The sequence below is a fragment of the Acidovorax sp. LjRoot66 genome, from assembly GCF_964253305.1.
In the GTDB taxonomy this organism is placed as follows: Bacteria; Pseudomonadota; Gammaproteobacteria; order Burkholderiales; family Burkholderiaceae_C; genus Acidovorax.
On the sequence record NZ_CAXUQU020000001.1, the window covers coordinates 3590654 to 3616988 of the forward strand.

At 64.7% G+C, this 26335-nt stretch carries 26 protein-coding genes; 18 read left to right on the top strand and 8 right to left on the bottom strand.

From position 1 onward, the window contains the following. Nucleotides 1–157: 157 nt before the first annotated feature. On the top strand, nt 158–802 hold the full coding sequence (locus ACSQ3Y_RS16875) for an NADPH-dependent F420 reductase (RefSeq protein WP_436178155.1): 645 nt from the start codon (nt 158–160) through the stop codon (nt 800–802). A 93-nt stretch (nt 803–895) separates the two neighbouring features. Here the strand turns inward: ACSQ3Y_RS16875 and ACSQ3Y_RS16880 are convergent, their stop codons facing one another. Continuing rightward, a complete protein-coding gene (locus ACSQ3Y_RS16880) occupies nt 896–1288 on the bottom strand; it encodes a RidA family protein (RefSeq protein ID WP_428001027.1) in 393 nt (130 codons plus the stop codon). Between the two features lie 115 nt (nt 1289–1403). Here ACSQ3Y_RS16880 and ACSQ3Y_RS16885 point away from each other — a divergent pair, with 115 nt between their 5' ends. From ACSQ3Y_RS16885 to ACSQ3Y_RS16900, 4 genes are all read left to right on the top strand, one after another. Continuing rightward, nucleotides 1404–2309 (top strand): LysR substrate-binding domain-containing protein, encoded by a 906-nt coding sequence (locus tag ACSQ3Y_RS16885; protein ID WP_436178156.1) that lies wholly within the window; start codon nt 1404–1406, stop codon nt 2307–2309. Between the two features lie 375 nt (nt 2310–2684). Further along, nucleotides 2685–3587, top strand: a complete 903-nt coding sequence (locus tag ACSQ3Y_RS16890; protein ID WP_436178157.1) for a glutamate ABC transporter substrate-binding protein — start codon at nt 2685–2687, stop codon at nt 3585–3587. A 3-nt stretch (nt 3588–3590) separates the two neighbouring features. Continuing rightward, entirely contained in the window at nt 3591–4253 is a 663-nt protein-coding gene (locus ACSQ3Y_RS16895; RefSeq protein ID WP_436178158.1) for an amino acid ABC transporter permease, read from the top strand. Beyond that, complete coding sequence (locus ACSQ3Y_RS16900; RefSeq protein WP_436178159.1) at nt 4250–5050, top strand: amino acid ABC transporter permease; 801 nt, start codon at nt 4250–4252, stop codon at nt 5048–5050. The genes ACSQ3Y_RS16895 and ACSQ3Y_RS16900 overlap by 4 nt, the downstream gene beginning before the upstream one ends. Before the next feature lie 359 nt (nt 5051–5409). Here ACSQ3Y_RS16900 and ACSQ3Y_RS16905 read toward each other — a convergent pair whose 3' ends face one another. Then, nucleotides 5410–6855 carry an IS1182 family transposase gene (locus tag ACSQ3Y_RS16905; protein ID WP_436178160.1) on the bottom strand — a complete coding sequence of 482 codons (1446 nt, stop codon included), beginning with the start codon at nt 6853–6855 and terminating at the stop codon, nt 5410–5412. A gap of 251 nt (nt 6856–7106) precedes the next feature. Between ACSQ3Y_RS16905 and ACSQ3Y_RS16910 the strand changes: the two genes are divergently transcribed. Beyond that, complete coding sequence (locus ACSQ3Y_RS16910) at nt 7107–8789, top strand: hypothetical protein (protein ID WP_436178161.1); 1683 nt, start codon at nt 7107–7109, stop codon at nt 8787–8789. Between the two features lie 310 nt (nt 8790–9099). On the opposite strand, the gene ACSQ3Y_RS16915 is transcribed toward ACSQ3Y_RS16910, so the two are convergent. The 3 genes from ACSQ3Y_RS16915 to ACSQ3Y_RS16925 all read right to left on the bottom strand — a co-directional run bounded on the left by ACSQ3Y_RS16915 (nt 9100) and on the right by ACSQ3Y_RS16925 (nt 12752). Further along, the gene (locus ACSQ3Y_RS16915) at nt 9100–9627 is read right to left on the bottom strand and encodes a hypothetical protein (protein ID WP_157412638.1); all 528 of its coding nucleotides are present in this window, start codon (nt 9625–9627) and stop codon (nt 9100–9102) included. Nucleotides 9628–10992: 1365 nt separating this feature from the next. Then, a complete protein-coding gene (locus ACSQ3Y_RS16920) occupies nt 10993–11361 on the bottom strand; it encodes a DUF1428 domain-containing protein (RefSeq protein WP_057265395.1) in 369 nt (122 codons plus the stop codon). Nucleotides 11362–11618: 257 nt separating this feature from the next. Continuing rightward, entirely contained in the window at nt 11619–12752 is a 1134-nt protein-coding gene (locus tag ACSQ3Y_RS16925) for a hypothetical protein (protein ID WP_436178162.1), read from the bottom strand. Here ACSQ3Y_RS16925 and ACSQ3Y_RS16930 point away from each other — a divergent pair. Continuing rightward, complete coding sequence (locus ACSQ3Y_RS16930; protein ID WP_436178163.1) at nt 12735–13538, top strand: hypothetical protein; 804 nt, start codon at nt 12735–12737, stop codon at nt 13536–13538. The two genes, ACSQ3Y_RS16925 and ACSQ3Y_RS16930, sit on opposite strands and share 18 nt — an antisense overlap. Nucleotides 13539–13675: 137 nt before the next feature. On the opposite strand, the gene ACSQ3Y_RS16935 is transcribed toward ACSQ3Y_RS16930, so the two are convergent. Next, nucleotides 13676–14134 (bottom strand): Rrf2 family transcriptional regulator, encoded by a 459-nt coding sequence (locus ACSQ3Y_RS16935; RefSeq protein WP_057204491.1) that lies wholly within the window; start codon nt 14132–14134, stop codon nt 13676–13678. 226 nt (nt 14135–14360) lie between these two features. Between ACSQ3Y_RS16935 and ACSQ3Y_RS16940 the strand changes: the two genes are divergently transcribed. From ACSQ3Y_RS16940 to ACSQ3Y_RS16985, 10 genes are all read left to right on the top strand, one after another. Beyond that, nucleotides 14361–15254 (top strand): NAD(P)/FAD-dependent oxidoreductase, encoded by an 894-nt coding sequence (locus ACSQ3Y_RS16940; protein WP_436178164.1) that lies wholly within the window; start codon nt 14361–14363, stop codon nt 15252–15254. Between the two features lie 136 nt (nt 15255–15390). Further along, a complete protein-coding gene (locus tag ACSQ3Y_RS16945; protein ID WP_436178165.1) occupies nt 15391–15846 on the top strand; it encodes a fasciclin domain-containing protein in 456 nt (151 codons plus the stop codon). Nucleotides 15847–15965: 119 nt separating this feature from the next. Continuing rightward, a complete protein-coding gene (locus ACSQ3Y_RS16950; RefSeq protein WP_436178166.1) occupies nt 15966–16904 on the top strand; it encodes a fasciclin domain-containing protein in 939 nt (312 codons plus the stop codon). 85 nt (nt 16905–16989) lie between these two features. Further along, a complete protein-coding gene (locus ACSQ3Y_RS16955; RefSeq protein WP_436178167.1) occupies nt 16990–17571 on the top strand; it encodes a lipocalin family protein in 582 nt (193 codons plus the stop codon). Further along, nucleotides 17568–18593 (top strand): NAD(P)/FAD-dependent oxidoreductase, encoded by a 1026-nt coding sequence (locus ACSQ3Y_RS16960; RefSeq protein WP_436178168.1) that lies wholly within the window; start codon nt 17568–17570, stop codon nt 18591–18593. Before ACSQ3Y_RS16955 ends, ACSQ3Y_RS16960 begins: the two co-directional genes overlap by 4 nt. Nucleotides 18594–18619: 26 nt before the next feature. Further along, nucleotides 18620–18793 carry a DUF2256 domain-containing protein gene (locus tag ACSQ3Y_RS16965; RefSeq protein ID WP_436178169.1) on the top strand — a complete coding sequence of 58 codons (174 nt, stop codon included), beginning with the start codon at nt 18620–18622 and terminating at the stop codon, nt 18791–18793. After that, complete coding sequence (locus ACSQ3Y_RS16970; RefSeq protein ID WP_436178170.1) at nt 18790–20148, top strand: DASH family cryptochrome; 1359 nt, start codon at nt 18790–18792, stop codon at nt 20146–20148. The genes ACSQ3Y_RS16965 and ACSQ3Y_RS16970 overlap by 4 nt, the downstream gene beginning before the upstream one ends. Next, nucleotides 20145–21704 (top strand): cryptochrome/photolyase family protein, encoded by a 1560-nt coding sequence (locus ACSQ3Y_RS16975; protein WP_436178171.1) that lies wholly within the window; start codon nt 20145–20147, stop codon nt 21702–21704. The genes ACSQ3Y_RS16970 and ACSQ3Y_RS16975 overlap by 4 nt, the downstream gene beginning before the upstream one ends. A 632-nt stretch (nt 21705–22336) precedes the next feature. Next, a complete protein-coding gene (locus ACSQ3Y_RS16980) occupies nt 22337–22819 on the top strand; it encodes a GreA/GreB family elongation factor (RefSeq protein ID WP_436178172.1) in 483 nt (160 codons plus the stop codon). A 62-nt stretch (nt 22820–22881) separates the two neighbouring features. After that, nucleotides 22882–23265, top strand: coding sequence for a RidA family protein (locus tag ACSQ3Y_RS16985; RefSeq protein ID WP_436178173.1), 384 nt, complete (start codon nt 22882–22884; stop codon nt 23263–23265). Nucleotides 23266–23577: 312 nt separating this feature from the next. Here ACSQ3Y_RS16985 and ACSQ3Y_RS16990 read toward each other — a convergent pair whose 3' ends face one another. Further along, entirely contained in the window at nt 23578–24216 is a 639-nt protein-coding gene (locus tag ACSQ3Y_RS16990) for a TetR/AcrR family transcriptional regulator (protein WP_436178174.1), read from the bottom strand. Between the two features lie 77 nt (nt 24217–24293). On the opposite strand from ACSQ3Y_RS16990, the gene ACSQ3Y_RS16995 reads away from it, so the two are divergent. Next, entirely contained in the window at nt 24294–25406 is a 1113-nt protein-coding gene (locus ACSQ3Y_RS16995; protein WP_436178175.1) for an aldo/keto reductase, read from the top strand. Nucleotides 25407–25425: 19 nt separating this feature from the next. On the opposite strand, the gene ACSQ3Y_RS17000 is transcribed toward ACSQ3Y_RS16995, so the two are convergent. Next, nucleotides 25426–26316, bottom strand: a complete 891-nt coding sequence (locus ACSQ3Y_RS17000; RefSeq protein WP_436178176.1) for a LysR family transcriptional regulator — start codon at nt 26314–26316, stop codon at nt 25426–25428. Nucleotides 26317–26335: the final 19 nt, after the last annotated feature.

Here is a 26335-nt window from a genome sequence, read left to right on the forward strand (position 1 = left end):
TCGGACGGCCTATTTTTTGTTCAAAATGTCATAGCGACGGTGACACACATTCATTAAAAGCCAGGTCTGCCTGGTTTTCATGGAGGGAGCTGCCCAGATTGCGAGGGGCGGGCAGCTCCGGTTTTTCATCCCCCTGCATACCTTCAAAGGAAATCAAATGACTATCGGCATCATCGGCTCCGGCGCCCTGGGCTCCAACTTCGCCCGCGCTCTCGCCAAAAACGGCATCTCCGCTACCATCGCCAACAGCCGCGGGCCTGAATCGCTGGCAGCGCTGGTCGCAGAGATCGGGTCCTCCATCAAGGCAGGCACCGTGCAAGAGGCTGCAAGCGCAGACATCGTGATGGTTGCAGTGCGCTGGACCGACGCGCAGAAAGTGCTGGGCGGCTTGCCGGCCTGGAACGGCCGTATCGTGATCGATGGCACCAACCCGGTGGAATTCATCGACCCGGCATCGCCAGACGCCAAAGACCCAAGCAATCCCCTTGCCGCCTATGGCATCAAGGCCGTGGACCTGGGAGGAAAGCACTCCAGCCAGATCATCCAGCAGTTTGCAGCAGGGGCCCGGGTCGTCAAGGCGTTCAACCACCTGGACGTCAACGTGCTGCAGCAGCCTGCGGTGGCAGGGGGCAAGCGTGTGTTGTTCTACTCGGGCGACGATGCCGCAGCAAAGGCCGAGGTGCGCGGCATCATCGAAGCCACCGGCTTCTTCCCGATCGACCTGGGCGCGCTCGACGTCGGTGGGCCGCTCGCCTCGCTGCCTTTTGGCGCACTGTCGATGCACAACCTCGTGAGGATCTAGGCTGTCACGGCGCACGCCGGGCTGCGGTTTTGCTCAAGGCCCTGTGCAGCTTTGGCATGGCGATTTCTGCCAGCCGCAGCCCGCACAGCCCCGTCAGCCGGGGATCCGGGCGATGACCTTGATCTCAAAGTCGAACCCTGCCAGCCAGGTGACCCCGAGCGCCGTCCAGTTGGGGTAGGGCGCGCTGGGGAAGACATCGTTCTTCACGGCCAGCACCGTCTCGAACTGGTTCTGCGGATCGGTATGGAAGGTGGTCACATCCACGATGTCGCTGAGGCTGCCGCCGCCTGCCTTCAGCGTCGCTTGCAGGTTGGTGAAGGCCAGGCGCACCTGGGCTTCGAAGTCGGGCTCGGGCGAGCCGTCGCTGCGGCTGCCGACCTGGCCAGAGACGAACAGCAGATCGCCGGACTGGATGGCTGCCGAGTACCGGTGGTTGGCATACAGATCCTGGCGACCGGCGGGGAAAATGGCTTTGCTTTGACTCATTGGGGGCTCCATGGGTGGGTTGGTGCAGTCACTGTAGCCCTGGCGATTGTTTGGATAAAGCCACCGCCTCCTGCATCACTGTTTGTAAAATAAGGACAATCTTTGGGAGAGCCCTGTGGACAGGTTTGACGGCATGCGGGCCTTCGTGCGGGTGGTCGAGTCGGGCAGCTTCACCAAGGCCGCCGACAACTTGGGCTGGAGCCGCACCACGGTGACCCAGCTGGTGCAACAGCTGGAGGCGCGCCTGCAGCTCAAGCTGCTGCACCGCACGACCCGCCGGGTCAACGTCACCACCGACGGCGCCGTCTACTACGAGCGGGTGGTGCGCCTGCTGGCGGAGCTCGATGACATCGAAGGCAATCTCCCCGGCGCCCCCACGGCGCCGCGCGGCCTGCTGCGCGTGGACGTGCCCAGCCCCCTGGCCAACATCCTCCTGGTGCCGGCGCTGCCCGCCTTCCATGCCCGCTTCCCCGACATCCAGTTCGACATAGGCGCCAGCGACCGCAAGGTCGACCTGATCGGCGAGAACGTCGATTGCGTGGTGCGCGGCGGCGAGATCAAGGACCAAGGGCTGGTCGCGCGCCACGTGGGCGACCTGCAACTGGGCGTGTATGCCGCGCCGGCCTACCTGGCGCAGGCGGGCACGCCCGTGCACCCCGATGAACTGCGCGACCCGCGCCACCGCATCGTGCGCTACCGGTGGGACGGGGACCTGCCCTACGCCATGCGCAAGGGCCGCGAGACGGCCAAGGTCGGCGGGCGCTACGTGCTGGCCATCGACGACGGCAACACCTACCTCACCGCAGGCCTGTCCGGCCTGGGCGCGCTGTGGCTGCCCCATTACATGGCCCGGCAGCATGTCGCCAGCGGTGCGCTGGTGCCGCTGTTCACGGACTGGCGCATCGATGCCATGCCCCTGTATGTGGCCTACCCGCCCAACCGCTATGTGAGCAAGCAGCTGCGGGTGTTCATCGACTGGATCGTGGAGCTTATGGCAGTGCATGCGCCGCGTGGCGGGTAGCCGGCATCGTTCTCGAAGCCGTCGGTGAGGCGGTGTCGTTTGAAGAGACGTGGGCAAGCACCGAAGGTAGGGCGGCTCCCTTCAGATCCATTGCTGCCGCTGCTGCGATGGCAGCTATCGACCGGGGCCATGTGAAAATGTCGATAGCAGACTTTTGCGGCGGTACTTCCACCATTGCTCGCATCGAGATCGTGCGTTGTAGGCCGATCTGAGCGGTCGACTTTTTGGCAGGCCGGCAAGTCAAGGGCGTAACGCGCGTTTTCACACAGCCGCAGCCATAAGCTGTGGCTTGAAGCGAAGCCGTGAACGACAACCGGCGCATTGCACAATTGCTATACATTGCACAACGTCACACACCTCCAAGAAGAAGGCCGCATGTCGATCACATCCACTCTGAAGTTCTCCGTTGTCGCACTGGTGCTCGCCACCGGCGGGTCTGTTCTTGCACAGGGCACACCCATCAACGCGGCGGCGTTTGACGCGCTGGTAGCGCAGGGCCCCGTCGCCGATGCGGCGACCATTGCATCGAGCACCTGGGCCACCAAGGTCAAGCAGGCCGGCACGCTGCGTCTGGGCGGTACCCAGACCTCCAATCTCTTCTCGCTGCTCAACGAGAAGGACGGCAAAATTCGCGGTTTCGACGCAGGCCTGGCCCAACTCGTCACGCGCTACATCCTGGGCGATGGGGCCAAGTACCAGTTCACGCAGGTGAACTCGTCCACCCGCGAGCAGGTGCTCATCAACGACCAGGTGGACATGGTGTTCGCCACGTATTCCATCACCCCCGCACGCGCCGAGAAAATTGCGTTCGCAGGGCCCTACTACACCTCGCAGGCCGGGGTGCTGGTCAAGTCGAACAACAAGGCGATCCAGTCGTACAACGACCTGGCCGGCAAGAAGACCGCCACGCAGGCCGGCTCCACCGGGCCTGCCATCCTGGCGCAGGTCGCGCCCAAGGCCACGGTGCAAGAGTTCCAGACGCACCAGGAGGCCCTGGACGCACTGCGCCAGGGGCGCGTGGATGCCTATGTGACCGACCACACGCTGCTGCTCAACGCCCTGAGCCTGGGCACCGGCGACGCGAAGCTGGCGGGCGCCCCCTTCGGTGCGCAAGATCCCTACGGCATCGGCCTGACCAAGGGCTCGGATGGCGTAGCCTTCATCAATGCCTTCTTGAAGAAGATCGAAGCCGACGGCACCTGGGCCAAGCTGTGGACCGTGTCCATCGGCCAGCGCACCGGCAGCACCGACGTGCCCAAGCCGCCCGCCCTCCCGTAAACAATGGACGGGGTTTCTCGGCTCCTGGCTGACTACGGGCCTGCTTTCGGGCAGGCCCTTTTGCTCACGTGGAAGCTCACCGCGCTGTCCTTTGTGGCCGGCTTCGCGCTGGGCATGGTGGTGGCGGTGCTCAGGCTGCTGCCCGTTGGGCCGCTGCGCCTGGCCATGACGGTCTACGTCGAGATCTTTCGCAACATTCCCAGCGTGGCGCTGCTGATCTTCATCGTGTTCGCACTGCCCGATCTCAACGTCCTCATCGACTATGAGCCGAGCGTGGTCCTCACCTTGACCCTGGTCTGTTCTGCATTCACGGCGGACTACGTCCGCACGGGCATCAACACCGTTGCCGGTGGCCAGGCCGAGGCCGCACTCAGCCTGGGCATGCGCCCGATGCGCGTCATCACTGCGGTGGTCTTGCCGCAGGCGCTGCGCGCCGTGGTGCAGCCGATGACCTCGCTGCTCATTGCGCTGATGCTGTCGACCTCGTTGGCGTCGCAGGTGCCTCTGCCGGGGCGCGAGCTCACCGCGCTCGTGTCCAAGATCGCCACCGACTCCGCCGCCGGCATGGCCGCATTCGCCGTGGCCGCCGCGATGTACGTGGCCAGCGGCTTGCTCATCGCCTGGGCCGGTGCCACGCTGGAAAAGAAAGTGCGGATCCTGCGATGAGCCGCGCCCTGGAAGACATCCTTTTCGCCGCGCCCAGCCCGCAGGCCCGCAAGCTGACGCGCGTGGTGAGCGTGGTCGCAGCCGCCGTGCTGGTGCTGATGGCTGCAGCCGTCGTGTTCCGCTTCCACTCGGCAGGGCAGCTCGAGCCGCGCCTGTGGGAATTCTTCGCCCGGCCGACGACCTGGGCCTTCCTGGGCAAAGGCCTGCTCGGCACGCTGGCATCGGCGGCGATGGCGGCCGCCATCGCGCTGGCGTTGGGGCTGGTGCTGCTGCTGGGGCGGCTGGCCAAGCCCCGGCTCGTACGCTGGCCGAGCATCGCGGTGATCGAGTTCCTGCGCGGCACGCCCACGCTGCTGCTCATCTACGTGTGCTTCCTGGCGCTGCCATCGGTGGGCATCAAGCTCGCCACCTACTGGATGCTGACCCTGCCCGTCGGCCTGAGCACCGCCGCGGTGGTGGCCGAGGTCTATCGCGCAGGCGTGCTCGCCGTTCCCCGCGGCCAGACCGATGCCGCGCGAAGCCTGGGGCTGACCGAAGCCCAGGTCTTTTTGCACATCGTCTTCCCCCAGGCCCTTCGCTACATCGTGCCGGCGCTGGTCGCGCAGCTGGTCATCGTGGTCAAGGACACCACGTTCGGCTATGTCGTCACCTATGGCGAGCTGATGCAGAACGCCAAGGTGCTCATCGCCAACTACAACTCACTGGTGCCCGTGTACCTCGTTGTCGCGGCGCTCTACTGCCTGGTGAACTACGCAATCTCCAGGGCCAGCAAGCGGCTCGGGCAGCCGATGCATTGACCGTCGCCAGGCTGCTCACCGGGCGGCGACGCGGCGCTCTGGCAAGAAAAGAGAAGTGGGTCGGGTCATGGCCGACGCGGGCTGTAGTCAGACATGGGGCGACTGGCCGTATCCGGTGAACAGCCTTCGTTCAGACTCGCTGGGCGAGGACGGCAATGGGCCCGAGACTGCCGCTGATACGATGGCTGCCATCGGCCGAGGCTGTGTGGAAACGCTCAACGAGCAGGCGAGCCGGCCCCATCCCGCCGCACTGAGCCGCATTTTCCACCAGTGCTGTTGCACAGCCGGTTTTGGCGCACCTGGGGCCTTTTGACGCCTTCCTGAAGCCTTTCTCGGCCTGTAAAAAGCCAACAAAGGCCTCACGCCTTCGCCATCCGCATTGCCTGCATCATCTGCGCGATCCCCATCACGCCCATCACCCGCTTGAGGTTGTAGGCCAGCACATGCAGGCTCATCTCGGTGCCTACGTGCTTGAGGGTCTTCATCAGGAAGTGCGTCGAGCCCATCCAGTGCTTGAGCGTGCCGAAGACATGCTCCACCGTTGATCTGCGCAATGTCATTGCCTCGGGGTTGCTGTCCAGCCGTTGCTGAACGCGCTCCAGCACTTCTTCGTGTTCCCATCGCCGGACACGTCGGTATTTGCTGGTCGTGCATTGCTCGCGTAGTGGGCAGTGCGGACAGGCGCTTGACCAATAGATACTCAGGCTCAGGCCCTTCTCAACCGTTCTGAACCGATGGATCGCACGCTCGCCTGCAGGGCATTGGTACTCGTCATCCTTGGCGATGTAGATGAAGTCGCCTTTGTCGAAGCGCCCCTCGGCTTTCGCGTTGGATGTCATCGGCTTGGGCACGAAGGTCGTGATGCCTGCGTCTTCGCAGGCCTTGAGCTGTGGGCCACTGAAGTAGCCCCGGTCGGCGAAGGCCTGCAGGCTCTCGCCCCCCATGGCCTGGTCTGCGGCACAGGCCATGTTGTGCAGCTGTGCCCGGTCATTGCCCACGTTCGTTACCTCGTGCGCAACGATCAGATGGTGCCTGGCATCGACAGCAGTCTGCACGTTGTAGCCCACCACGCCTGAGCCCTTCGCTTGGGTGGCCATCGAACGTGCATCGGGGTCGGCGAGGGAGACCTGGCCATCGGGCAGGCTCTTCAATTGCTCCTTGAGCCCATCAAGTTGCCGCATCTGTTCGCGCAGCTTTTTTAGCTTCTCCTGCAGTCGTTCTGTCTTGGCTTCGACCTCAGCGGGCTGCGTGCGGTCTGCGGTCTCCAGCGCGTCCAGGTAACGCTGGATGCTCTGCTCGATCTGCTGCTGGCGGGCTTCGATCTTGCCAGCGGTGAAGTTGCGATCACGGCTGTTGACGGCCTTGAACTTGCTGCCGTCAATCGCCACGATGGCCCGCGAGAAGAGGTTCAACTGTCGGCACATGGCGATGAAGCGCTTGCAGGCGTTGCGGATGCCAGCGCCGTTGCTTCGACGGAAGTCCGCAATGGTCTTGAAGTCCGGTGCAAGGCGTCCGGTCAGCCACATCAGCTCGACATTGCGCTGGGCTTCGCGCTCCAGCCGGCGGCTTGACTGGATGCGGTTCAAGTACCCGTAGATGTAGAGCTTGAGCAGTACGGCCGGGTGGTAGGCAGGCCGGCCAGTGACCGCCGGATTGATCCCATCGAAACCGAGTGCCCGAAGATTGAGCTCTTCGACAAACACATCGACAACGCGCACCGGGTTGTCTTCTGCGATGTAGTCGTCCAGGCACTCCGGTAGCATGGTGACCTGTTGCCGGTCTTCGCCTTCGATGAATCGCTTCATGGGGCACCTCGCTTCAATCGGGTGCCGTTATTTTAGTTTTGGGCTGCGGTTGTAGGAAGGGTTTTCACACAGCCTCGGCCAAGAGCGGCCATTGCGTTTTTGCGATAGCCAAGCCAAAAACCGAATTTGCAGCGTCGATTGAAGGTCGGAAAGACCGAATATGGGTCTGTGGACAATTTGTCAAGCCAGCGGGCACCGCGCCTGGACACAATGGCGCCTCAGACGCCTTTTCGCTTTTCTACACCACCCTCATGTCTTCCAACATCCTGACTTTTACTTGCGTAGGTGCAGACGCTCTCAAGCTTTCCACGCTGCACGATCACCTTCAGATCGCCGTCGGCAAGTTTGCTGACCAGTGGCCCGCGCCACTGCAGGTTTGCTTCGACGACTGGGAGAAGCCCTTCTTGACCAGTGCGTCGCTGCGCGGCGAGACACTGCGCTTCGTGGTCGACAGCTCATCCGGCGACGAACTGGAGAAAGCGCACATCCAGGCATTGCACGACGCTGGCGCGACGCACATCCGGGTACGCATCTGGTACGGGCAGGTCGGCGAAACGCGAACGCTGCACTACCAGGGCGGCAAGAAGGTTGCGGCCAAGGCCTTCCCGGCGCCGACGCTGACCGAGGAGGAGCAGCTGCTGGAGTTGCTGCTCGAGGGCAAGGAAGCAGCCTTCGCCAAGGCCATCAAGGGCGGCGCACCGAAGGACGCGCTCGTCGACGGCGCGCCGCTACTGGTACATGCGGCCAAGGCCAGCCTTGGCAAGGCGGTGTCGGCCTTGTTGAACGCCGGAGCTGACGTGATCGCTTGCCTTGCTTGGGTCGACGAGATCGCTGGGGCGATTAAGCGCCACGGCGGCAAGGCGGCACCCGCACTGCTGCGCACGCTCGTCGAGGCGCCGCAGGCCGATCCCTCGGCGCTGTGGCGTTCCGCAAATGTGCTGCTTGTGCTCTGCGAGTATCCTGAGCTATTGGCCTTGCTGGCGTCGCGCGAGGGCGTTGACGTCAACGCGCAGATCCGCTGGGCCCACAAGGGCCAACTGGAGGGGAGTCTGCTCTTCAACAGCAGATTTCTATTCGACAACCGGCCAGGCGTACTGGCCGTGTTGGAGGCATTGGGGGCGCGCTCCGTACCGCCGCCGACCATGAGTGATCAACGCCGCCTCGAGCGAATGTACTTTCAGGAACGCGACGCCGACACCATTGCCGAGCTGGTCGCCGCGGGGGTGGACCTGGACACACCGCTGTGGGATCACCGCCCCATCTCCTTGCTGCGCAACTTGTTTCGTCACCCCACGATGGGATGCAGACCGCTGACCCTGGCCAACGAACTTCTCGCAAGCGGTGCGAGCGCTGAATTCTGGATGGAGCCAGATGCGTTTCAGGACGAGGTGCTAAAGGGCCTTTTCGATACCGATAATCTGGCCTGGATAACCGATGCCACGCTAAGCGACGAGCGCCGTTTTGTCCCGCAGCGCGATGCCAACCTGGTCGCCAACTTCATTGGCGGGCTGCTTGCCCGAGGCCTGGACGCAAACATGACGGTGCGCCTGTGCGTGGAAAAGCTGTCGAGCAAAGGCAGAGGCGCGGCGGGTAGCTACAAGAGCCTGCATTGGCGCGGCCCTCTTCTCGGTGCCGTCGCGTTGCTCCTGTGCGGTCGAGGCACGGAGATGCGTTCGATCTGCCTGCCACTTGTCGAGCTGCTGTTGAGCCACGGAGCCAACCCGGATACCGAAGGCGAGTTGCTCGACGCCATGATGAACGAGACAAACTGGGTAGTCCATCTGCGTGGCGACTGGACCATCGAAGCGTGGCGAGACCATGCCGCAACAGGCACGGTGCTTGAACGCCTCCGGCAACGGCAGGCGCAGGATCCGGACGAGGTCGATGCGGTCTTGATTGCCAGCATGGAGCGGACCGTCGCCTCCGCACGATGAGTTTGACTTGACCATGTCCAATTGCATTGGGTTGAATCTGGTCGAAAGTCCGCTTTGGGCCGAGGCTGTGTGAAAACGCGCTTTACGCCCTTGACTTGCCAGCCGAATCAAAAATCGACCGCTCAGATCGGCCTACAACGCACGATGTCGATGCGAGAAATGGTTGAAGTACCCCCCGAAATTCGTCTATCGACGTTTTCACACAACCTCGGCCCACAGCGGAAGTTCAAGATTCCGCAAAGCAGTCGTTCAATGGTGAAGCTGAGCCGCGAGCGACGGCCTGCCGACCTGAGTCGGCTCGAGCGACTGGTTAGCGATGCTCAAGTAGATACAGGCCACATCTCTCGGCCCATTCACGAACGGGTTCAATGCACGCGGGATTGTTGAAATAGAAGTGATGCGTGTCATCCCAGCTTTCCAAAAATGCGCAGTCCAGCTCGGGTAGGACGACTTGAAAATGACGGTGCCTAAGAGTTTGGCCACCATTCGGCGTGCAGTAATTTGATAGCGCCTCTGGGGAGATGAACTCGCGAAATGTGGTGCGGTCATGCGCGCGCCTGCGAAAAGTAAAGGACAGGACAGGTGTTTCGGCAACAAGCAAAGCACAGAACGCAGCGTGACATGCGTTCCGAATTTGCTGCTCCTCTCGTGGGACATTTTCCAAAAGTCTATTGGCTTCGTCGCGCGTAAGCCAATGATCGAAGACGGTGATCGCCACCCCTCTCGGGATGCCAAAGCGGTTCTCTTCGTTCCAGACTACTGTTTTGAGCCAGGGGTACTGACTCCGCAACTCGGTTTGGCGAATGCTTGATAGATTACGAAGGCGGCGCGCTTGCATGGCTAAATTCTTATGGGGCTCACGCCGCTATCTATCGCCGCGCTTGCGCCCAGCGCCGGCTTGCGTTTCGGCTGTAAACCGTTGAAATTGCTGAGCTTTCTGCCATGCTCTTCAAGCTCTAACCTCATTAAAAATCCTGTGAAAAGAGGCAGTCGTTACATGTTCGCTTATGGCAGAGGCTGTGTAAAAACGCGCCATACGCCCTGGTGCTGCTGGTCTTCTCAGAAATCGACCGCTCAGAACGGCCTACAAGGCACGATCTCGATGCGAGCAATGGTTGAAATACCCCCGCAAAAGTCAGCCATCGACGTTTTCACACAGCCTCGGCCGTATGCCGCCGCAGCAGCGGCACAGCTTTCCCGTGTGAACCTTAGCCGCATCCTACAGATGGCCTCGACGACTTATGTCCACGCCCAAGGTCATCGGGGGATACTGATGCCTTACAGTGAGTGCCAGGCCAGTTACGAAGACAAGTTGGATAGCTGAATCAGGGCCTTCGCCCAAGGCGTCCCAAACGCGAACTTCTGCAATCACTGCGGGTAAATACTTCCGAACCGCGTCGATTTGCTCGGACGCCCTCCAGTTTTCCGGCCAGCCCGCTGGCATCCTTGTCGAACTCGACACTTCCTGCAGTTTGATGCCCAGGGCTGGGTAGGCACCTGGTATTGAAACCTCGCATGGTGAAACTTGGACCGTCGGGGATTCGGCGATAGTCAATCTGACAAGGTCAGTTGCAATAGCCGCTGTTGTTTGGTCTACCCAAGCAGGATGTGTCTTCCTTGGCGGACATATCCAGACAGCCTCGAGCAGCTGATTGATCATCGAAGAAGGGTGCATTTTGTCTAAGTGCCGGACTCCAACGTCCACTCTTGGCCGAGGCTGTGTAAAAACGCGCCATATGCCCTGGTGCTGCTGGTCTTCTCAGAAATCGACCGCTCAGAACGGCCTACAACGCTCGATCTCGATGCGAGCAATGGTTGAAGTACCCCCGCAAAAGTCAGCCATCGACGTTTTCACACAGCCTCGGCCGATAGCGGAAGTCTAGCTGGTGGCTCCAGCGCCCTGTATCACCCAAGAAGGCGACTGGACAAAGCTGCACAGATGCTCACGTCCCCGATTTGGAAATGACCACGAGCGCCGAACTGAGTGTCCAGCTCCCGCCGTTCCAGCTGTCCAGCTCAGTTCGTCCCCACTGTCCAGCAGCGACCGAAATACGCACTTGCAACTTTATCAGCGACACCTGAAGCCCTCGACCACATGCGCAGCGTGGCAGGCTGGCAGTGTTCGAGCTGCGACCGGACCCTGCCACTGCCAGCCCGCGAGTTGCACCGGGGAGCGTGCGCGCTGCGCGACGTTGGGGACTGCTCAAGCCTTCACTTCGACCACCTGTTCGAAGCCGCCGAAGATCATGCGTTTGCCGTCGAAGGGCATGGGCGGGTTGCCGGGGGCGGACGGGTCCATGCGCGGGTCTTCCATCATCTTCTTCATGCCTGCGTCGCGTGTGGCCTTGTCCGGCCATTCGACCCACGAAAACGCCACCGTTTCCTCGGCCGTGGCCTGGACCGCGCGGCGGAAATCGGTGACTTTGCCGTCGGGGACGTCATCGCCCCAGCCCTCGATCACCCGGATGGCGCCCAGCTCGATGAAGATCGGGTCGAGCTTGCGCGCGTGCTCGATGAATTTTTGCTTGTTGGCGGTGGGTACTGCGATCACGAAACCGTCGATGTAAGACATGTCTTGACTCCTGTTGGGTTGACCATGCGGCGCGCCCGCCCGTGGGCACCCCGTCATCACACGACGAACGACAGTACGCCCAATCGACATGGGGCGCCTGGAAAGACACGTTTTTTTACCAGTGACTGGAGCGATGCCACTGCAGGACGCCTGTTGCGTCGGCCGCCGCGTTGCGTTCTCGGCAAGGTGCCCATGTCCCCGCGAGCAACCCCATCGCCACCCAGAGCACGGCCCCACGGGGGTGACAGCCGGTTGGCCTACGCTGCGGTCAGTTGGCTGATTCTTGCCATCGCCTTGTGGATCCCCGGGGCGCGGTCCGGAACGTCTTCTCTGTCCACACCAGGGGTGATGGCATCGCTCCCATCCTTGACGGAGGTCATCCGGTGCAGAAAGAGCAGGCTCTCCTTCAAATCGGCGGATTCCGTCACGTCGGACATCATTCCTTTGAAATCCGTGATCACCTCGCGGTAGGCACTGCCGTCCTTTTCCAGGCTGCCGACCTGCCGGTACCACGATGCCTTGCGCAGGTGCTCGAAGAAGGACAGCACTTCGGGCTGGAATGCACCCTCCTGCCCATCAATCAGAATATCCCGCCCGGGCGCAAACGTCTCGCGGTAGGGGAGCAGGGCTGTGAGCTCATCCGCCTCGATGGCGAAAGGCAGCTCGGCCAGCTTCTTGCGGGGCCCTTTGAGCCAGCGCAGCTTGACTTCCTGCGCATGGTCCGCAAGGGTCTGGGGGATTTTGCCCACCTCTTTTCCGTACATCTGGATGTCCTGGACGATCAGGTAGCGCTCCCCTTGCAGCGCCGTCCGCGCCTCTTCGCACGCCCGCATGATCCAGTAGGCTTGGTCTGCGTCCTTGGCACCGAAGCGCTTGGAGCTCTGGGCAATGAACCCGATGTTCTGCGCCATGTTCCAAGCCGCCACTGCCCAGTAGCGGTGGTCTGTCAGCTTCTCCTGCGAGGGGGATTCGTCATGGATGTACTCGTTCCAGGCACCGCTCGGCGCGGCTCCGATGGCGGCGGCAGTCGATGATTTTGCTGGCGCGCCCAGCCACCCATATCCATGGGCCTTGCCCCCCTCGAAAACACAGAGCGCGTAGTCCTTGCTGCTCTCCTCGGACTCGAAGCGGACAAAGCTCCCATCGCGCACAAAGGGCGCCAGCGCCTCCAAGCGTTGGGATACCCGCTCGGTGATCTTGTCGACATCGATCTCGTCGATTTCCAGCACGGTTTTCTGGCCCTTGCCATGCCAGCCTATCGCCGCCAGTGCGGCATCGAATGGCATGTCCTCATCAATCCAGCCCTTGTCCAGCAGGAGCTTGGAAATCTCCTTCGCATGTTTCTTGGCAATCTTGATGTTGATGTCAGTCTGGTGAAACGCGATACCCATTCTCAATTCCTTGCAGAGACTTTTAAATGCATGCGCATCCTAAGCGGCTGCCAAGTCCTGGCACTGGACACTTTGTCCAGTGCCAGCATGTCCGCAGGCGCTAGACTTTCGCCTGCAGTTGCAGTGCTCAACCGGTTTGAACCCTTGCTGAATGGTTCAAGCCTCAACAATATCAACAGGGAGGAAAAAATGATTGAAGTCAACGGTGGGGTGGTGGGTGTGTCGGATCGCGCGGTGTTTTTCAGCACGCAAAAAGATCTTGAGCCACGTGCTCTGGCAACGCTCGGCAAGAAGGAAAAAGCCCAATTGGGCGAGCACGGCAGGTTGATCGAGAAGGACAAGGTGGCTTCGGTGCATGCGGCCAAGGATGCACGGTTCACCACGGTGATCACCGCGAAGGGCCTGGGCGACGACATCGGCGTGCATGCCCTGTCGGAGGCCGCCCAAAAGCGCATCGTGGCCAGCGTTCAGGCGCTGATGGGCCAGAGCGGCAAGGCCGAACAGCTGCGGCCAGGGCTCTTGCAGCGGTCGGGAAAATCCATCTTCCTTGCCATTGCCACGCTGGTGCTCACCGGGTTGTTCTACTTCGTCGTGTCGTCGATGGGCAATGCATCGGTCGAGGCCTCAGGCAAGCATGCCGGCAAGGAAAAGCTGCTGTACTCCATCGCCAGCACATTGGGCCCCAAGGGCACGCTGTTGGTCGGCGGCGTGATTGCAGCGCTGTTTCTCTTCAGTGCCTACAAGAACAGCAAGAAAAGCTGGTTGACAGAGCGCTATTCTTTCTGAGGATTGCCTCGCTGCTGGGGAGAGCCTGCCCCAGCCATGAGCGGCCGTTCAAGCGCCGCTTGGCGTATTGCACGCAAACCTCCAAATGTACGGGCTTGCCCTGGCGGAGTCGTATCTCCGGTTCCAATGGACGCGGGTCAATGCCCTGCGGGCCCATGAACCGCCCACCCCTTGGCCACGCACTCCGCATCGAACTGTTTTGCCAGGTCGGCCAGCGCAATCGAGCCCAGCCGCGCGATCAGCAGCGCCTCGGCCTGGCGCAGGGCGTCGTCCAGGGCGGCGTTGACCACGCGCTCCACCGCGCATTCGGGGTTGTCGCTGCCGTTGCCGATGGCAAACAGGTGCGGCCCGCCCACGGCGTTGTGGATGTCGAGCAGCGTCACCTTCGCCAGGTCGCAGGCAATCGTCCAGCCACCGCCATGGCCCTTTTCTGACCGCACATAGCCCGCATCGCGCAGGCCCGCCATCGTGCGGCGCACCACCACGGGGTTGGTCTGCAGCATGGTGGCGATCTGCTCGGAGGTGAAGGGCGCATCGTGCCGCGCCATGTGCAACAGCACGTGGAGCATTCGGGACAAGCGGCTATCACTGCGCATGAGCTTTTTGGTCCTTGGATGGAGCGCCTCAAAACACTCTTCTGGCGTCGTTGCTGCGTCTTGTCGTACTGCTCGTACTGCCTGCGACACAGCGCCTAGCCAGAACCGCTTCGCTGAGTGTTGTGAGCCGCTGGGGTGTGATTCTTGAATCATTGTAAGTTGCATGAAATTGGGTGGCGCGTTATCATGAAACTTCAAAAGTATCGTGAATCAAAAGGAACCCCACATGCACTACGACGCCATCGTGATCGGCGGCAGCTACGCCGGCCTGGCCGCCGCAACCCAACTGGCGCGGGCGCGCCGGCGTGTGTTGGTGGTGGACGCCGGCCAGCGCCGCAACCGCTTTGCCGAGCACTCGCACGGCTTTCTCACGCAAGATGGCACGCCTGCAGCCGACATCGCAGCCCAGGGGCGCGCGCAGCTCATGGCCTACCCCACGGTGCAGTGGCGCGAGGGCCAGGTGACCACGGCCGAGCGGGCAGGGCAGGGCTTTCGCGTCGAGGTCGATGGCGCTGTGGAGGCCATCGAAGCGCGCCGCCTGGTGCTGGCCACCGGTGTCATCGACTACCTGCCCGAGGTGCCCGGGCTGGCCGAGCGTTGGGGGCGCCATGTGTTCCACTGCCCGTACTGCCATGGCTACGAGCTGAACCAGGGCCGCATCGGCGCCTTGGGCGTGTCGCCGTTTTCCATGCATGTCGCGCTGATGCTGCCCGACTGGGGCCAGACCACCTTCTTCCTGAACGGTGCCTTCGAGCCGGATGCGGACCAACTGGCGCAACTGCAGGCACGCGGCGTGGTGCTGGAGCGCGGGCTCATCGACCGCATCGAAGGCGCCATGGACATCGTGATGCGTGACGGCCGCGTGATCCCGCAAGACGGACTGTTCACCCTGACCCGTGTGGAGGTGGCCAGCCCCATTGCCCAGGCGCTGGGCTGCGAGTTCGAAGACGGGCCCCTGGGCCGCACCATCAAGACCGACGCCATGAAGGCCACCACCGTGCCCGGCGTGTATGCCTGCGGCGACGCGGCGCGCCAGGGCGGCTCGCTGCCGCTGGTGGTGGGAGACGGCACGATGGCGGGCGCGGCCACGCACCAATCGCTGATCTTTGGTGGGCACTGAAAGGGCGTCTTGTGACCGGATGAAACCAATGGGTTTTAATAAAACTAATTAGTAGAAATAATTACCAAACGGTCATACAATCCGGTCGCGCCCATCTTGGCGTGTGAGTTCCATCCCCACATTGAGGAATGAAATCATGAAGAAGACCCTGGTTGCCCTGGCCCTTACCGCAGGAGCCACCTTCAGCGCAATGGCGCAAGACATCGTCGACACCGCCGTGAAGGCCGGTAACTTCAAGACCCTGGTGGCTGCTGTGCAGGCTGCCGGCCTGGTGGACACGCTCAAGGGCCCCGGCCCGTTCACCGTGTTTGCGCCCACCGATGAAGCCTTTGCCAAGATCCCCAAGGCCACGCTCGACGGCCTGCTCAAGGACAAGGCCGCACTCACCAAGGTGCTCACCTACCACGTGGTGCCCGGCAAGGTCATGGCCAAGGACGTCAAGGCCGGCAAGGTCAAGACGGTGCAAGGCCAGGAGATCACCGTGTCCACCAACATGGGCGTGATGGTCGACCAGTCCAAGGTCATCGCCACCGATGTCGCCGCCAGCAATGGCGTCATCCATGCCATCGACACGGTGCTGATGCCCCAGTAAGCGGCCCACCGTTTGCGCGCTTGCCCGTGCAAAGCCACCGGGTGGCGCAGATTCAAGGGGGCCTGTCCGGCAGGCCCCCTCTCTTTTCATCCACTGTCTGACAGCGAGGAGAGATTCCCATGAACACTGCATTCAACCGCCGTACCGTCCTTCTGGCCGCCGCCCTGGGTGCCAGCACCAGCGTGCTCCAGGCCTGCGGGGGCAGCGACGACGAACCCCAGCGCAACATCGTCGAGCTGGCGCAGAACACCCCGGAGCTGAGCATCCTGGTCGAGGCCGTGGTGGCAGCGGGGCTGGCGCCCACGCTGAGCACCGGCAGCCTCACCGTCTTTGCCCCCACCAACGCGGCCTTCGCCGCGCTGCTGTCCGAGCTGGGCCTGAGCAAAGAGGCGCTGCTGGCCAACAAGCCCCTGCTCACCGCCGTGCTCACTTACCACGTGCTCGGCAGCCGGGTGGTGCGCGCAGACGTACCCTTGGGCAAGGCCATCACCCCGGTGTCGGGCGGCTTCTTCAAGATCGAGTCTGCCAACGGCCTCAAGATCACCGATGGGCGCAACCGCGTCAGCACCATCACTGCCACCGACATCCAGGCCAGCAATGGCGTGGTGCACCTGGTGGACCGCGTGCTGCTGCCGGCGGACAGGGACATCGTGGCCACCGCCATGGCCGTGCCCGACTTCAGCATCCTCGTCGAGGCCGTGGCTGCCGCCGGCCTGGTGGCCACGCTGAAAGGCCCCGGCCCATTCACCGTGTTCGCGCCCACCAATGCCGCCTTTGCGGCGCTGCTGGCCGAGCTGGGCCTGACCAAGGAGGCGCTGCTGGCCGACACCGCCTTGCTGACCCGCGTGCTCACCTACCATGTGGTGCCGGCGCGGGTGCTGAAAGCCGAGGTGCCCGTCAACACCGCCATCGCCACCGTGCAGGGCCAAAGCTTCACGGTCAACCCCAGCCTCGTGATCACCGACCAGAGCCTGCGCACCAGCCGCATCATCGGCACCGATGTGTTTGCCAGCAATGGGGTGGTGCATACCGTGGACCGGGTGCTTTTGCCCAAGTAGGCTGGCCGCACCCTTTGCGCAGTTTCCCAGAAGCCATCTCCGAAGGGCTTCTGGGGGCCGCAAAGGTTTTTTGAGTTCATCGCCCATGCCCACCACCGCATCCCCCTGGCTTCGCCGCGTCGCACTGGCCTTGCTGGCCTCCATGGCACTGGCCCTGGCCGCCTGTTCATCCACCGCCCCGCCGCCCGGCATCACCCCCGTCACGCCGTTCGACCTGGCGCGCTACGAGGGCCGCTGGTACGAGGTGGCGCGGCTCGACCACTCCTTCGAGCGCGGCATGACGGACGTGAGCGCCACGTACCAGCGCCAGGCGGATGGCAGCGTGCGCGTGCTCAACCGGGGCTTTGATACCACCAAGGGCAGCCAGGGCGGCGAATGGCGGCAGGCCGTGGGCAAGGCGCTGTTCACGGGCGATGCGCAGACCGCCTCGCTCAAGGTGTCGTTCTTCGGGCCGTTCTACGGGGGCTACCATGTGGCCGCGCTCGACGCCGACTACGGCTGGGCCCTGGTGGTGGGGCCCGATCGCAGCTACTGCTGGATCCTGTCGCGCAGCAAGCAACTGGCACCGGGTGTGCGCGAGCAGCTCATCGCCCGCGCCAGCGCGCTGGGCATCGACACCCAGGCGCTGATCTGGGTGACCCAGCAACGCACCGACCCGCAGCCATGAGCGCAGCCGCACACACCCGCCTGCAGATTGCCGTGGTCGGTGCAGGGCTGGCGGGCCTGTCGTGCGCGCAGGCACTGCTGCAGGCCGGCCATGCCGTTCAACTACTGGACAAGAGCCGTGGCCCCTCGGGCCGCATGGCCACGCGGCGGGCCCAAGACGAGGCCACCGGTGCCTGGCAGTGCGACCATGGCGCCCAGTATTTCACCGCACGCGACCCGGCCTTTCGCGCCGAGGTGGCACGCTGGCAGGCGGCCGGCGTGGCTGCGCCATGGCCTGCACGCCTGGCCAGCTTTGACGGCACGGCCTGGACCACGCCGCACACCCCGCTGGAGCGCTTTGTGGGCACGCCGCGCATGACCGCGCCGGCCGCCTCGCTGGTGCAGCAGGGCCTTGGCGACAACGCGGCTACACAGTGGCAGACCACCGTGCAGCGGCTGCAGCACACCGGCGAGGGCTGGGCCATCACCTCGGCAGAGCAGGGTCTGCATGCGGCGCGCTACGACCGCGTGGTGCTGGCCATGCCCGCGCCGCAGGCTGCGGCGCTGCTCGCACCCGTGGCGCCCGATGGCGCTGCCCTGGCTGCCAGTGCCCGCATGCGCGGCAGCTGGGCGGTGATGCTGCGCTATGCCGCACCCGTGGCCTTGCCCTGGGACGGCGCCTTCATCAACGCCGGCCCGCTGCGCTGGGTGGCCCGCGACAGCAGCAAGCCCGGCCGCACCGGGCCCGAGACCTGGCTGCTGCACGCCAGCCCGGAGTGGAGCGAGGCGCACATCGAAGACAGCGCCGAGTCGGTCACCGCCGCCCTGCTGGCCGCATTTGCCGCCCTGGGCGGGCCGCCGCCCGTGGCCGCCACGTCCCACCGCTGGCGCTATGCCGACACCGAGCCCGCGCTGCAGCAAGGCTGCTGGTGGAGCTGCGCCCTGGGCCTGGGTGCTTGCGGCGACTGGCTGCACGGCGGCAAGGTCGAAGGCGCATGGCTCAGCGGCCGCGCGCTGGCGCACCAGATGCTGCTGCCCGCCTGACCTGCCCACGCCACAGATCGCCCGCCATGCGCATGCGCAAGAAGCACGAGCTGCCGCAGAAAACCTGCCAGCACTGCGGCCTGCCCTTCACCTGGCGCAAGAAGTGGGAGACGGTGTGGGACGCGGTCAAATACTGCTCCGACCGCTGCCGCAACGAGCGCAAGGCCACCGGAAACATGCGAACCGGGGGCGCGCCGTGACCGCCCCCCACACCGTGCTCTTCTGGTTCCGCAGCGACCTGCGCTTGCACGACCAGGGGGCGCTGGCCGCCGCCCTGGGCAGCGGCGCCACCCACCTGGTGCCCGTGCACTGCCAGCCCCCGGCCGACGAGGCCGCGCCCTGGGGCTTTGCGCGCAGGGGCCTGCACCGCCGCGCCTTCGAGGGCGCCGCACTGCGCGACCTGGCGGCCGGCATGGCCCGGCTGGGCAACCCCTTGCTGCAGTGCCAGGGCCAGCCCGCCGCCGTGCTGCCCGCGCTGGCCAGCGCCGTGGGCGCCACCACCGTGGTGTGTGAGGAGATTGCCGCCCCCCATGAGCAGGCCGAGGTGGCCGCCCTGCGCACCGCCGGCCTGCAGGTGCAGACCGTGTGGCACAGCAGCCTGCTGCAGCCGTGCGATCTGCCCTGGCCCGTGGGCGACCTGCCTGGCGTGTTCACCACCTTTCGGCAGGCGGTGGAGCAGGCCGGCATACAGCCACCGCAGCCGCTGCCGGCGCCTGCGGCCTTGCTGCCACCGCCCGCAGCGCTGACCGATGCCGTGTGGCAAGAGGTGTTGCACATGGCCGGCGCCGTGGGTGCGGCGCAAGGGCAGGGCGGGCCCGGTGGCGGAGTGAAGGTGGGTGAGGGCGCCGGCTGCGATGTGCGCTCCTCCTTCCCCTACGGCACCCCCGCCTGCGATGGCGGTGAAACCGCCGCACTGGCCCATGTGCAGCAGTACCTGGTCAGCGGGCACCCCCACACCTACAAGGCCACCCGCAACGGGCTTACGGGGTTGGACTACTCCAGCAAGTTCTCGCCCTGGCTGGCCACGGGCGCGCTCTCGGCCCGGCATGCCATGGCCGCGCTGCGCCGGTTCGAGTCCACGCATGGCGCCAACGAGGGCACCTATTGGCTCTGGTTCGAGCTGCTGTGGCGCGACTATTTTCGGCTGCTGCACCTGCAGCACGGGCGCACCCTGTACCGTGCGCGCGGCCTCTCGGCCCAGCCGCTGGCGCCCCACAACGCAGCTGGCTTTGCGCGCTGGTGCGCTGGCGATACGGGCGAGCCGCTGGTGGACGCCGCCCTGCGCGAGCTGGCCGCCACCGGCTACCTCAGCAATCGCCTGCGCCAGGTGGCAGCCAGCTACCTCATCCACGACCTGCAGGGCGACTGGCGCGCGGGCGCTGCCTGGTTCGAATCGCAACTGGTGGACTACGACCCCTACAGCAACCAGGGCAACTGGCTCTACATCGCCGGGCGCGGCACCGACCCGCGCGGTGGCCGCCGCTTCAACCCTGCCAAGCAAACGCAAGAGCACGACGCCGATGGCAGCTACCGCCGCCTGTGGGGCACGGCATGAGTGCCAGCGACCGCGAGCCCGCACCGGCCCACACCCTGCGCCTGGTGCTGGGCGACCAGCTCAACCCCGGGCACAGCTGGTTTGCCACACCCGATGCCGGCGTGGTCTACGTGCTGATGGAGGTGCGGCAAGAGACCGACTACGTGCTGCACCACGCGCAAAAGATCCTCGCCATCTTTGCCGCCATGCGCGATCTGGCGCGGCACCTTCGCAGCGCCGGGCACCGCGTGCGCTACGTGGCCATCGACGACGCCAGCAACCGCCAGTCCGTGCCCGGCAACCTGACCGCCCTCATGGCGCACTACGGCGCGCAGCGGCTTGAGTACCAGCACCCCGACGAATGGCGGCTCGACGAACAGTTGCGACACTGGTGCGCAGAGCAGCCCTTTGCCACGCAGGCCGTGGGCAGCGAACATTTCTACACCACCCGCAGCGAGGTGGCCGAGGTGTTTGCGGGCCGCAGGCAGTGGCTCATGGAGCACTTCTACCGCCGCATGCGCCACCAGCACGGCGTGCTGATGGACGAGGCCGGCGAGCCCGACGGCGGCCAGTGGAACTACGACCATGACAACCGCAAGCCCTGGCCTGGCACCCCGGCCACCCCGCCCGATGCGCGGCCCGTGCACGACCACAGCGCCCTGTGGGCCACCATCGTGGCCGCCGGGGTGCAAAGCTTTGGCAACCCGCAGGCCGGGCAGCTGCGCTGGCCGCTGAACCGGGCCGAGGCCCTGGCCGGGCTCGACCACTTCATCGCCACCACGCTGGCGCACTTTGGCGAGTACGAAGACGCCATGAGCACGCGCAGCCCGCACCTGTTCCACTCATTGCTGTCGTTCGCCCTCAACACCAAGATGCTGCACCCGCGCGAGGTGGTGCAGCGCGCCCAGGCCGCATGGCAGGCCGGCACCGCGCCGCTGGCGGCGGTGGAGGGCTTCATCCGCCAGATCCTGGGCTGGCGCGAGTATGTGCGCGGCATCTACTGGGCCCACATGCCCGGCTACGACGAGCGCAACGCCCTGGGCCACACCACTCCGCTGCCGCAATGGTTCTGGACCGGTGATACCCGCATGCGCTGCCTGCAGCATGCCGTGGGGCAATCGCTCGGCGGCGCCTACGCCCACCACATCCAGCGCCTCATGGTCATCGGCAACTTTGCCCTGCTGGCCGGACTGGACCCGGCCGCCGTACACCGCTGGTACCTGGGGGTCTACATCGACGCCTTCGAATGGGTGGAGTTGCCCAATACGGTGGGCATGAGCCAGTTTGCCGACGGCGGCTTGCTGGCCACCAAGCCCTATGTCAGCAGCGCCGCCTACATCGACCGCATGGGCGACTACTGCAAGGGCTGCCACTACGACAAGAAGCTGAAGGCGGGCGAGCGCGCCTGCCCCTACAACGCCCTGTACTGGGACTTCTTTGCCCGCAACGAAGCCACGCTGGGCAGCAACTTCCGCCTGGGCATGGTGTACCGCCAGCTGCAGAAGATGCAGGGGCCGCAGCTGGAGGCATTGCGTGGGCAGGCCAGCCACCTGCGAGCGAATCTGGACGCGCTGTAAACGCGCAGCGCGCCGTGCGTATGTCGGACTCTTGAATTGCATTGGCCGTGGGCCTAGACTGGGGCCCGGGCAATTGTGGCCAAGCGCTGCCGAAGATCGGTGCCCCTTCCGCAACTTTGCGATACGGACTATTGAGGACCGCATGATGACTACCGCCCCCAGACGAGAAAAAATCCTTGCCGCACTTCAGACTGCATGCATCTGTATCGCGGTTGAATTGGCCATTGTGCTGCTGCTAGGCACCCTCGTGGGCTCGTACCTGGGTGCAGTGGCGGTATCGCTCGTCATCCTGGGCCCCGTATCCTTTTGGCTTGCTCCATCGGTGTACGGCCGCGTTCTCCGCTCGAATCAAGGAGTTGAGGCCAGGGCGTAAGCGGAGCTTGGCGTCCAGGAGCGCCGTGCTGGTGGTTGTCCTGGCAGCGCTTGTGCTGGCGATGGGTGCCGCCATCTACAAGAATGGGTCGCACAAGACGACTGCTCTAGAAGCCGCCCAACGCGCGGCCGCTGCCGCCAAGGAGCTGAGCTCCAGTAACAGCAGGCGCGTGCAGATGCAGAGCGAAGCGTCGAACGCGGGTGAAGCCCTTCACAATCAAGACCTGCCATCCGCTTGTTAAAGATGCCTACTTTTCACCATGGATAAATTCTTGCTGCAGCAGCAGGTGCTGCAACGGCTCGCCCAAGACCTGCTGCAAGCCGAACAGGCAATGCGGGCGGCCCATGAAACGGCGACCCACGAAGAAAACATCGCCGAAAACAAATACGACACCTTGGGACTCGAAGCCGCCTACCTGGCCACCGGCCAGGCCCGGCGTGCCGAAGCCATCCGCCAGGCGATGGCCAATTGGCGCCAATGGCGCCCGCGCCCCTACGACGCCAGCCAAGGCATACAGCTCGGCGCGCTGGTCTGCCTGGTCGATTCCGACGACAGGCAGCAACAGCTCTTTCTCGGCCCGGATGGGGGCAGCATGAAGCTGCTCAGCGGCGCGCAGCCCGTTCAGGTAATCAGCAGCGAAGCCCCTTTGGGCAGGGCCATGCTGGGCAAATGCGAGGGTGATGAGGTGTCGATACAGTTGGCTCCAACCCGACAGCAGTTCGAGGTGCTGCGGGTCTATTGAGAGCGGCTAACCAACAACGCCAGAAGAATTTTTGTTCGCCGCAGGCCACTTGACCAAACCCGATGAATGAAGCCGAACTCAATGCAGGGCTCTGCGCCACGCCGCAATACCGCTACGCGGATCGCCTCGGCGATCGTCTGTTTGTGGCTGGCCAGGTGCCTCTCGATTCCCATGGCCACTTGGTAGGCCCACAGGACCCGGGCGCACAAGCCTTGCAGTGCTTGCGCAACCTGGAGCGGCTCCTCGCAGTACACGAATTTCAAATCAAGGACATTCGACAATTGGTCGTGTACGTGATCGGAGACCAAGCAAGTCTCTCTGCGGCATGGTCAGCGGTCGCAGGCTGGTTTGGTGGCCAGGTTCCGCCAGCGACACTGCTCGGTGTTGCCGCACTGGGGTACGTGGGACAACTCGTTGAGATCGACGCCACCGTGATCAAGGCCTGAGGGCATCGCATCACATGGCGCCTGGCCCTTCCATCGATGGGATCGGCATCTCTTGGCGGGACAGAACACGGGCCGGACGCTTACTGTTCGCCGGTTTCGTTTTTCTTCTTCTTGTCTTGGTCGTAGTGCCACTTGATGGCGAAAAACATGCCCGTGCCGAACACGAGAACCTTGAACACAATGAAGACTACAGGGACCCAATCCATCTTTTCCTCGCTATCACTGGATACTAATTGCCGTGATCGTAGCAAGCCTGAAGGTACATAGCGCTGGACATTTTGTCTCACCCACCCGGAGCAAAGCGGGCTGAATTTACCGCGCCTCAGCCCCCTCGCGACCCGGCCACGCCTGCATTGCCGTGGTGGCTACGCGCAGCAGCTTCTCGCGCGGCGCGCCGTCGCGTGCCAGGGTCGATATGCCCTGTATCACCGCCATCACATGCCCGGCCAGGGCATCGGCGTCGGCGCTGGGCGGCAGCTCGCCGCTGGCGATGGCCTGGGCAATGCGCTGCTCCAGCATGGCCTCGATGCCGCGGCGCAGGCCGGCCAGGGTTTCCTTGACCTCGCTGGCTGCGTCCGAGCAGCTGATGGCCGAGCTGGCCAGCAGGCAGCCGGCGGGCGTGTCCGCACCGCTGGAGCCGATGGCCGCCGCCTGCAGCAGGCCCCAGGCGGCATCGCGCGCCGAGGCCGCGCCGTCGATGATGGTCTGCGAGGTGACCGGGCCGCCGGACACATAGTGCCCCACGGCCGCCAGAAAAAGCCCCTTCTTGTCGCCAAACACCGTGTAGATGCTGGACGGCGTGACCCCCAGCGCGGTGGTCAGGTCGTTGAGCGAGGTGGCCTCGTAGCCGTGCTGCCAGAACAGCAGCATGGCCTGGTTCAGCGCCACGTCCCGGTCGAACGACAGGGGGCGGCCTTTGCGGCGATGGTCGGCGGGTTCCTTGGTTTTCATAGCGAGCACTATGAAATCGATTGCCCGGTTTGGCAAGGGCTGCTATATTTTCCTATCAATCACTAGGAAATTAATCCATGTCCCTCACCGACTACCGCACGCTGGGCCGCTCGGGCTTGGCCGTCAGCCCCCTGGCGCTGGGCACCATGACCTTTGGCGCGCCCCGCTGGGGCTCGGGCGAAGACGCTTCGCGCGCTGTGTTCAATGCCTATGTGGAGGCCGGCGGCAACGTCGTGGACACGGCCGACGTGTACTCCAGCGGCGCCAGCGAGGAGATGCTGGGCGGCTTCATCGCCGAGCGCGGCCTGCGCGAGCGCATCGTCATCGCCACCAAGGCGGGCTTCTCGGCAGGGCAGGGGCCGCATGCCGGGGGCAACGGCGCCAAGCATGTGCATGCCGCACTGCACGGCTCGCTGCGCCGCCTGCAGACCGACCATGTGGACCTGTACTGGGTGCATGTGTGGGACTCGGCCACCCCGGCCGAGGAGCTGCTGGAGACCATGGCCGCCCTGGTGCGCAGCGGCAAGGTGCGCTACTGGGGCGTCTCCAACGCGCCTGCCTGGTACGCCGCACAACTGGCCACGCTGGCCGCCGTGCGGGGCCTGCCCCGGCCCATCGGCCTGCAGTATTTTTACTCGCTGGCCAACCGCGACATCGAAGACGAGCATGTTCCACTGGCCGGCGAATTCGGCATGGGCATCGTGCCCTGGAGCCCGCTGGCCTTCGGCTTTCTGGCAGGCAAGTACGACCGGGCCACGGTGGAGGCCGGCGCACCCCGCGCAGGCGGCCTGCCGCGCGAAGTGGCCGCAGCCGGCCAAGAGCGCCCGGCCGGCGACAAGCGGCTGGACGGCGCCAACCCGTTCGCCGATTCCCTCTTCACCGAGCGCAACTGGGCCATCGTCGATGTGCTGCGCCGCGTGGCCGCCGAAGCCGGGCAGACCCCCGCGCGCGTGGCTCTGGCCTGGGTCACCGGGCGGCCCGGCATCACCTCTACCCTCATGGGTGTGAGCAGGGTGGAGCAGGTGGCCGACAACATTGCCGCGCTGGATGTGGTGCTGTCCCCAGAGCACCGCGCGGCGCTCGACGAGGTGAGCGCATCGCCGCCGCGCATGCTCTACAACCTGTTCACCCCCGCCGCGCGCCAACAACTGGTGTCGGGCGGTGATGCGGTCGCGCCCTGGCGTGCCTGAGCCGCAGCGCGCCGGCTTGCTACGCTGCGCACACCTCCAGCACCAGCGCCCGCAGCCAGCGGTGCGCCGGGTCCGCATGCAGGCGCGGGTGCCATAGCAGTGATACGGTGATCTCGGGCACCGGCAGGGGCAGGGCAAAGGTATGCAGGCCGGCGCGCAGGCCGACGGTGTGCCGCTCGGGCACGGTAGCGATCAAATCGGTGGCGCGGGCCAGCGCCAGCGCGGTGGCAAAGCCGCTCACGATGGTGGCGATGTTGCGCACCAGGCCCAGTGGGCCCATCACCTGCTCGATGGGCCCTTGCTCCAGCCCGCGGCGTGACACGGCGATGTGCCGGCCGGCCATGTAGCGCTTCGTCGTCACGTTGCCCTTGTTCAGCGGGTGCCCCGCGCGCACCACGCCCACAAAGCGGTCGCGCAGCAGCGCCTGCACCCGCACCTCGGGGCCCATGGCGGGGCCGAGCACGCCGGTCTCCAGGTCCACCTCGCCGTCGCGCAGCGGGGTGCTGTCCTTGTCGGGCTTTTGCACAAAGCGCAGGCGCACCCCCGGCGCCTCGGCCGCCACGCGGGTGATCAGCGCGGGGCCGAAGGTCTCGGCAAAGCCATCGCTGGTGCGCAGGGTGAAGGTGCGTGTGAGCTGCGCCAGGTCGGGCGCCTGGGCAGGGCGCAACACGGCCTCGGTGTCGTGCACCAGCTGGCCCACGCGCTCGCGCAGCTCCAGCGCGCGGGGCGTGGGCACCAGGCCGCGCCCCGCTCGTACCAGCAGTGGGTCACCCGTGGTCTCGCGCAGGCGCGCCAGCGCCCGGCTCATGGCCGAGGGGCTCAGGTGCAGGCGCCTGGCAGCGCGCGCCACATTGCCTTCGGTCAGCAGCACATCCAGGGTGACGAGCAGGTTCAGGTCGGGGCGGGGCACGCACCGAACATACCAGATG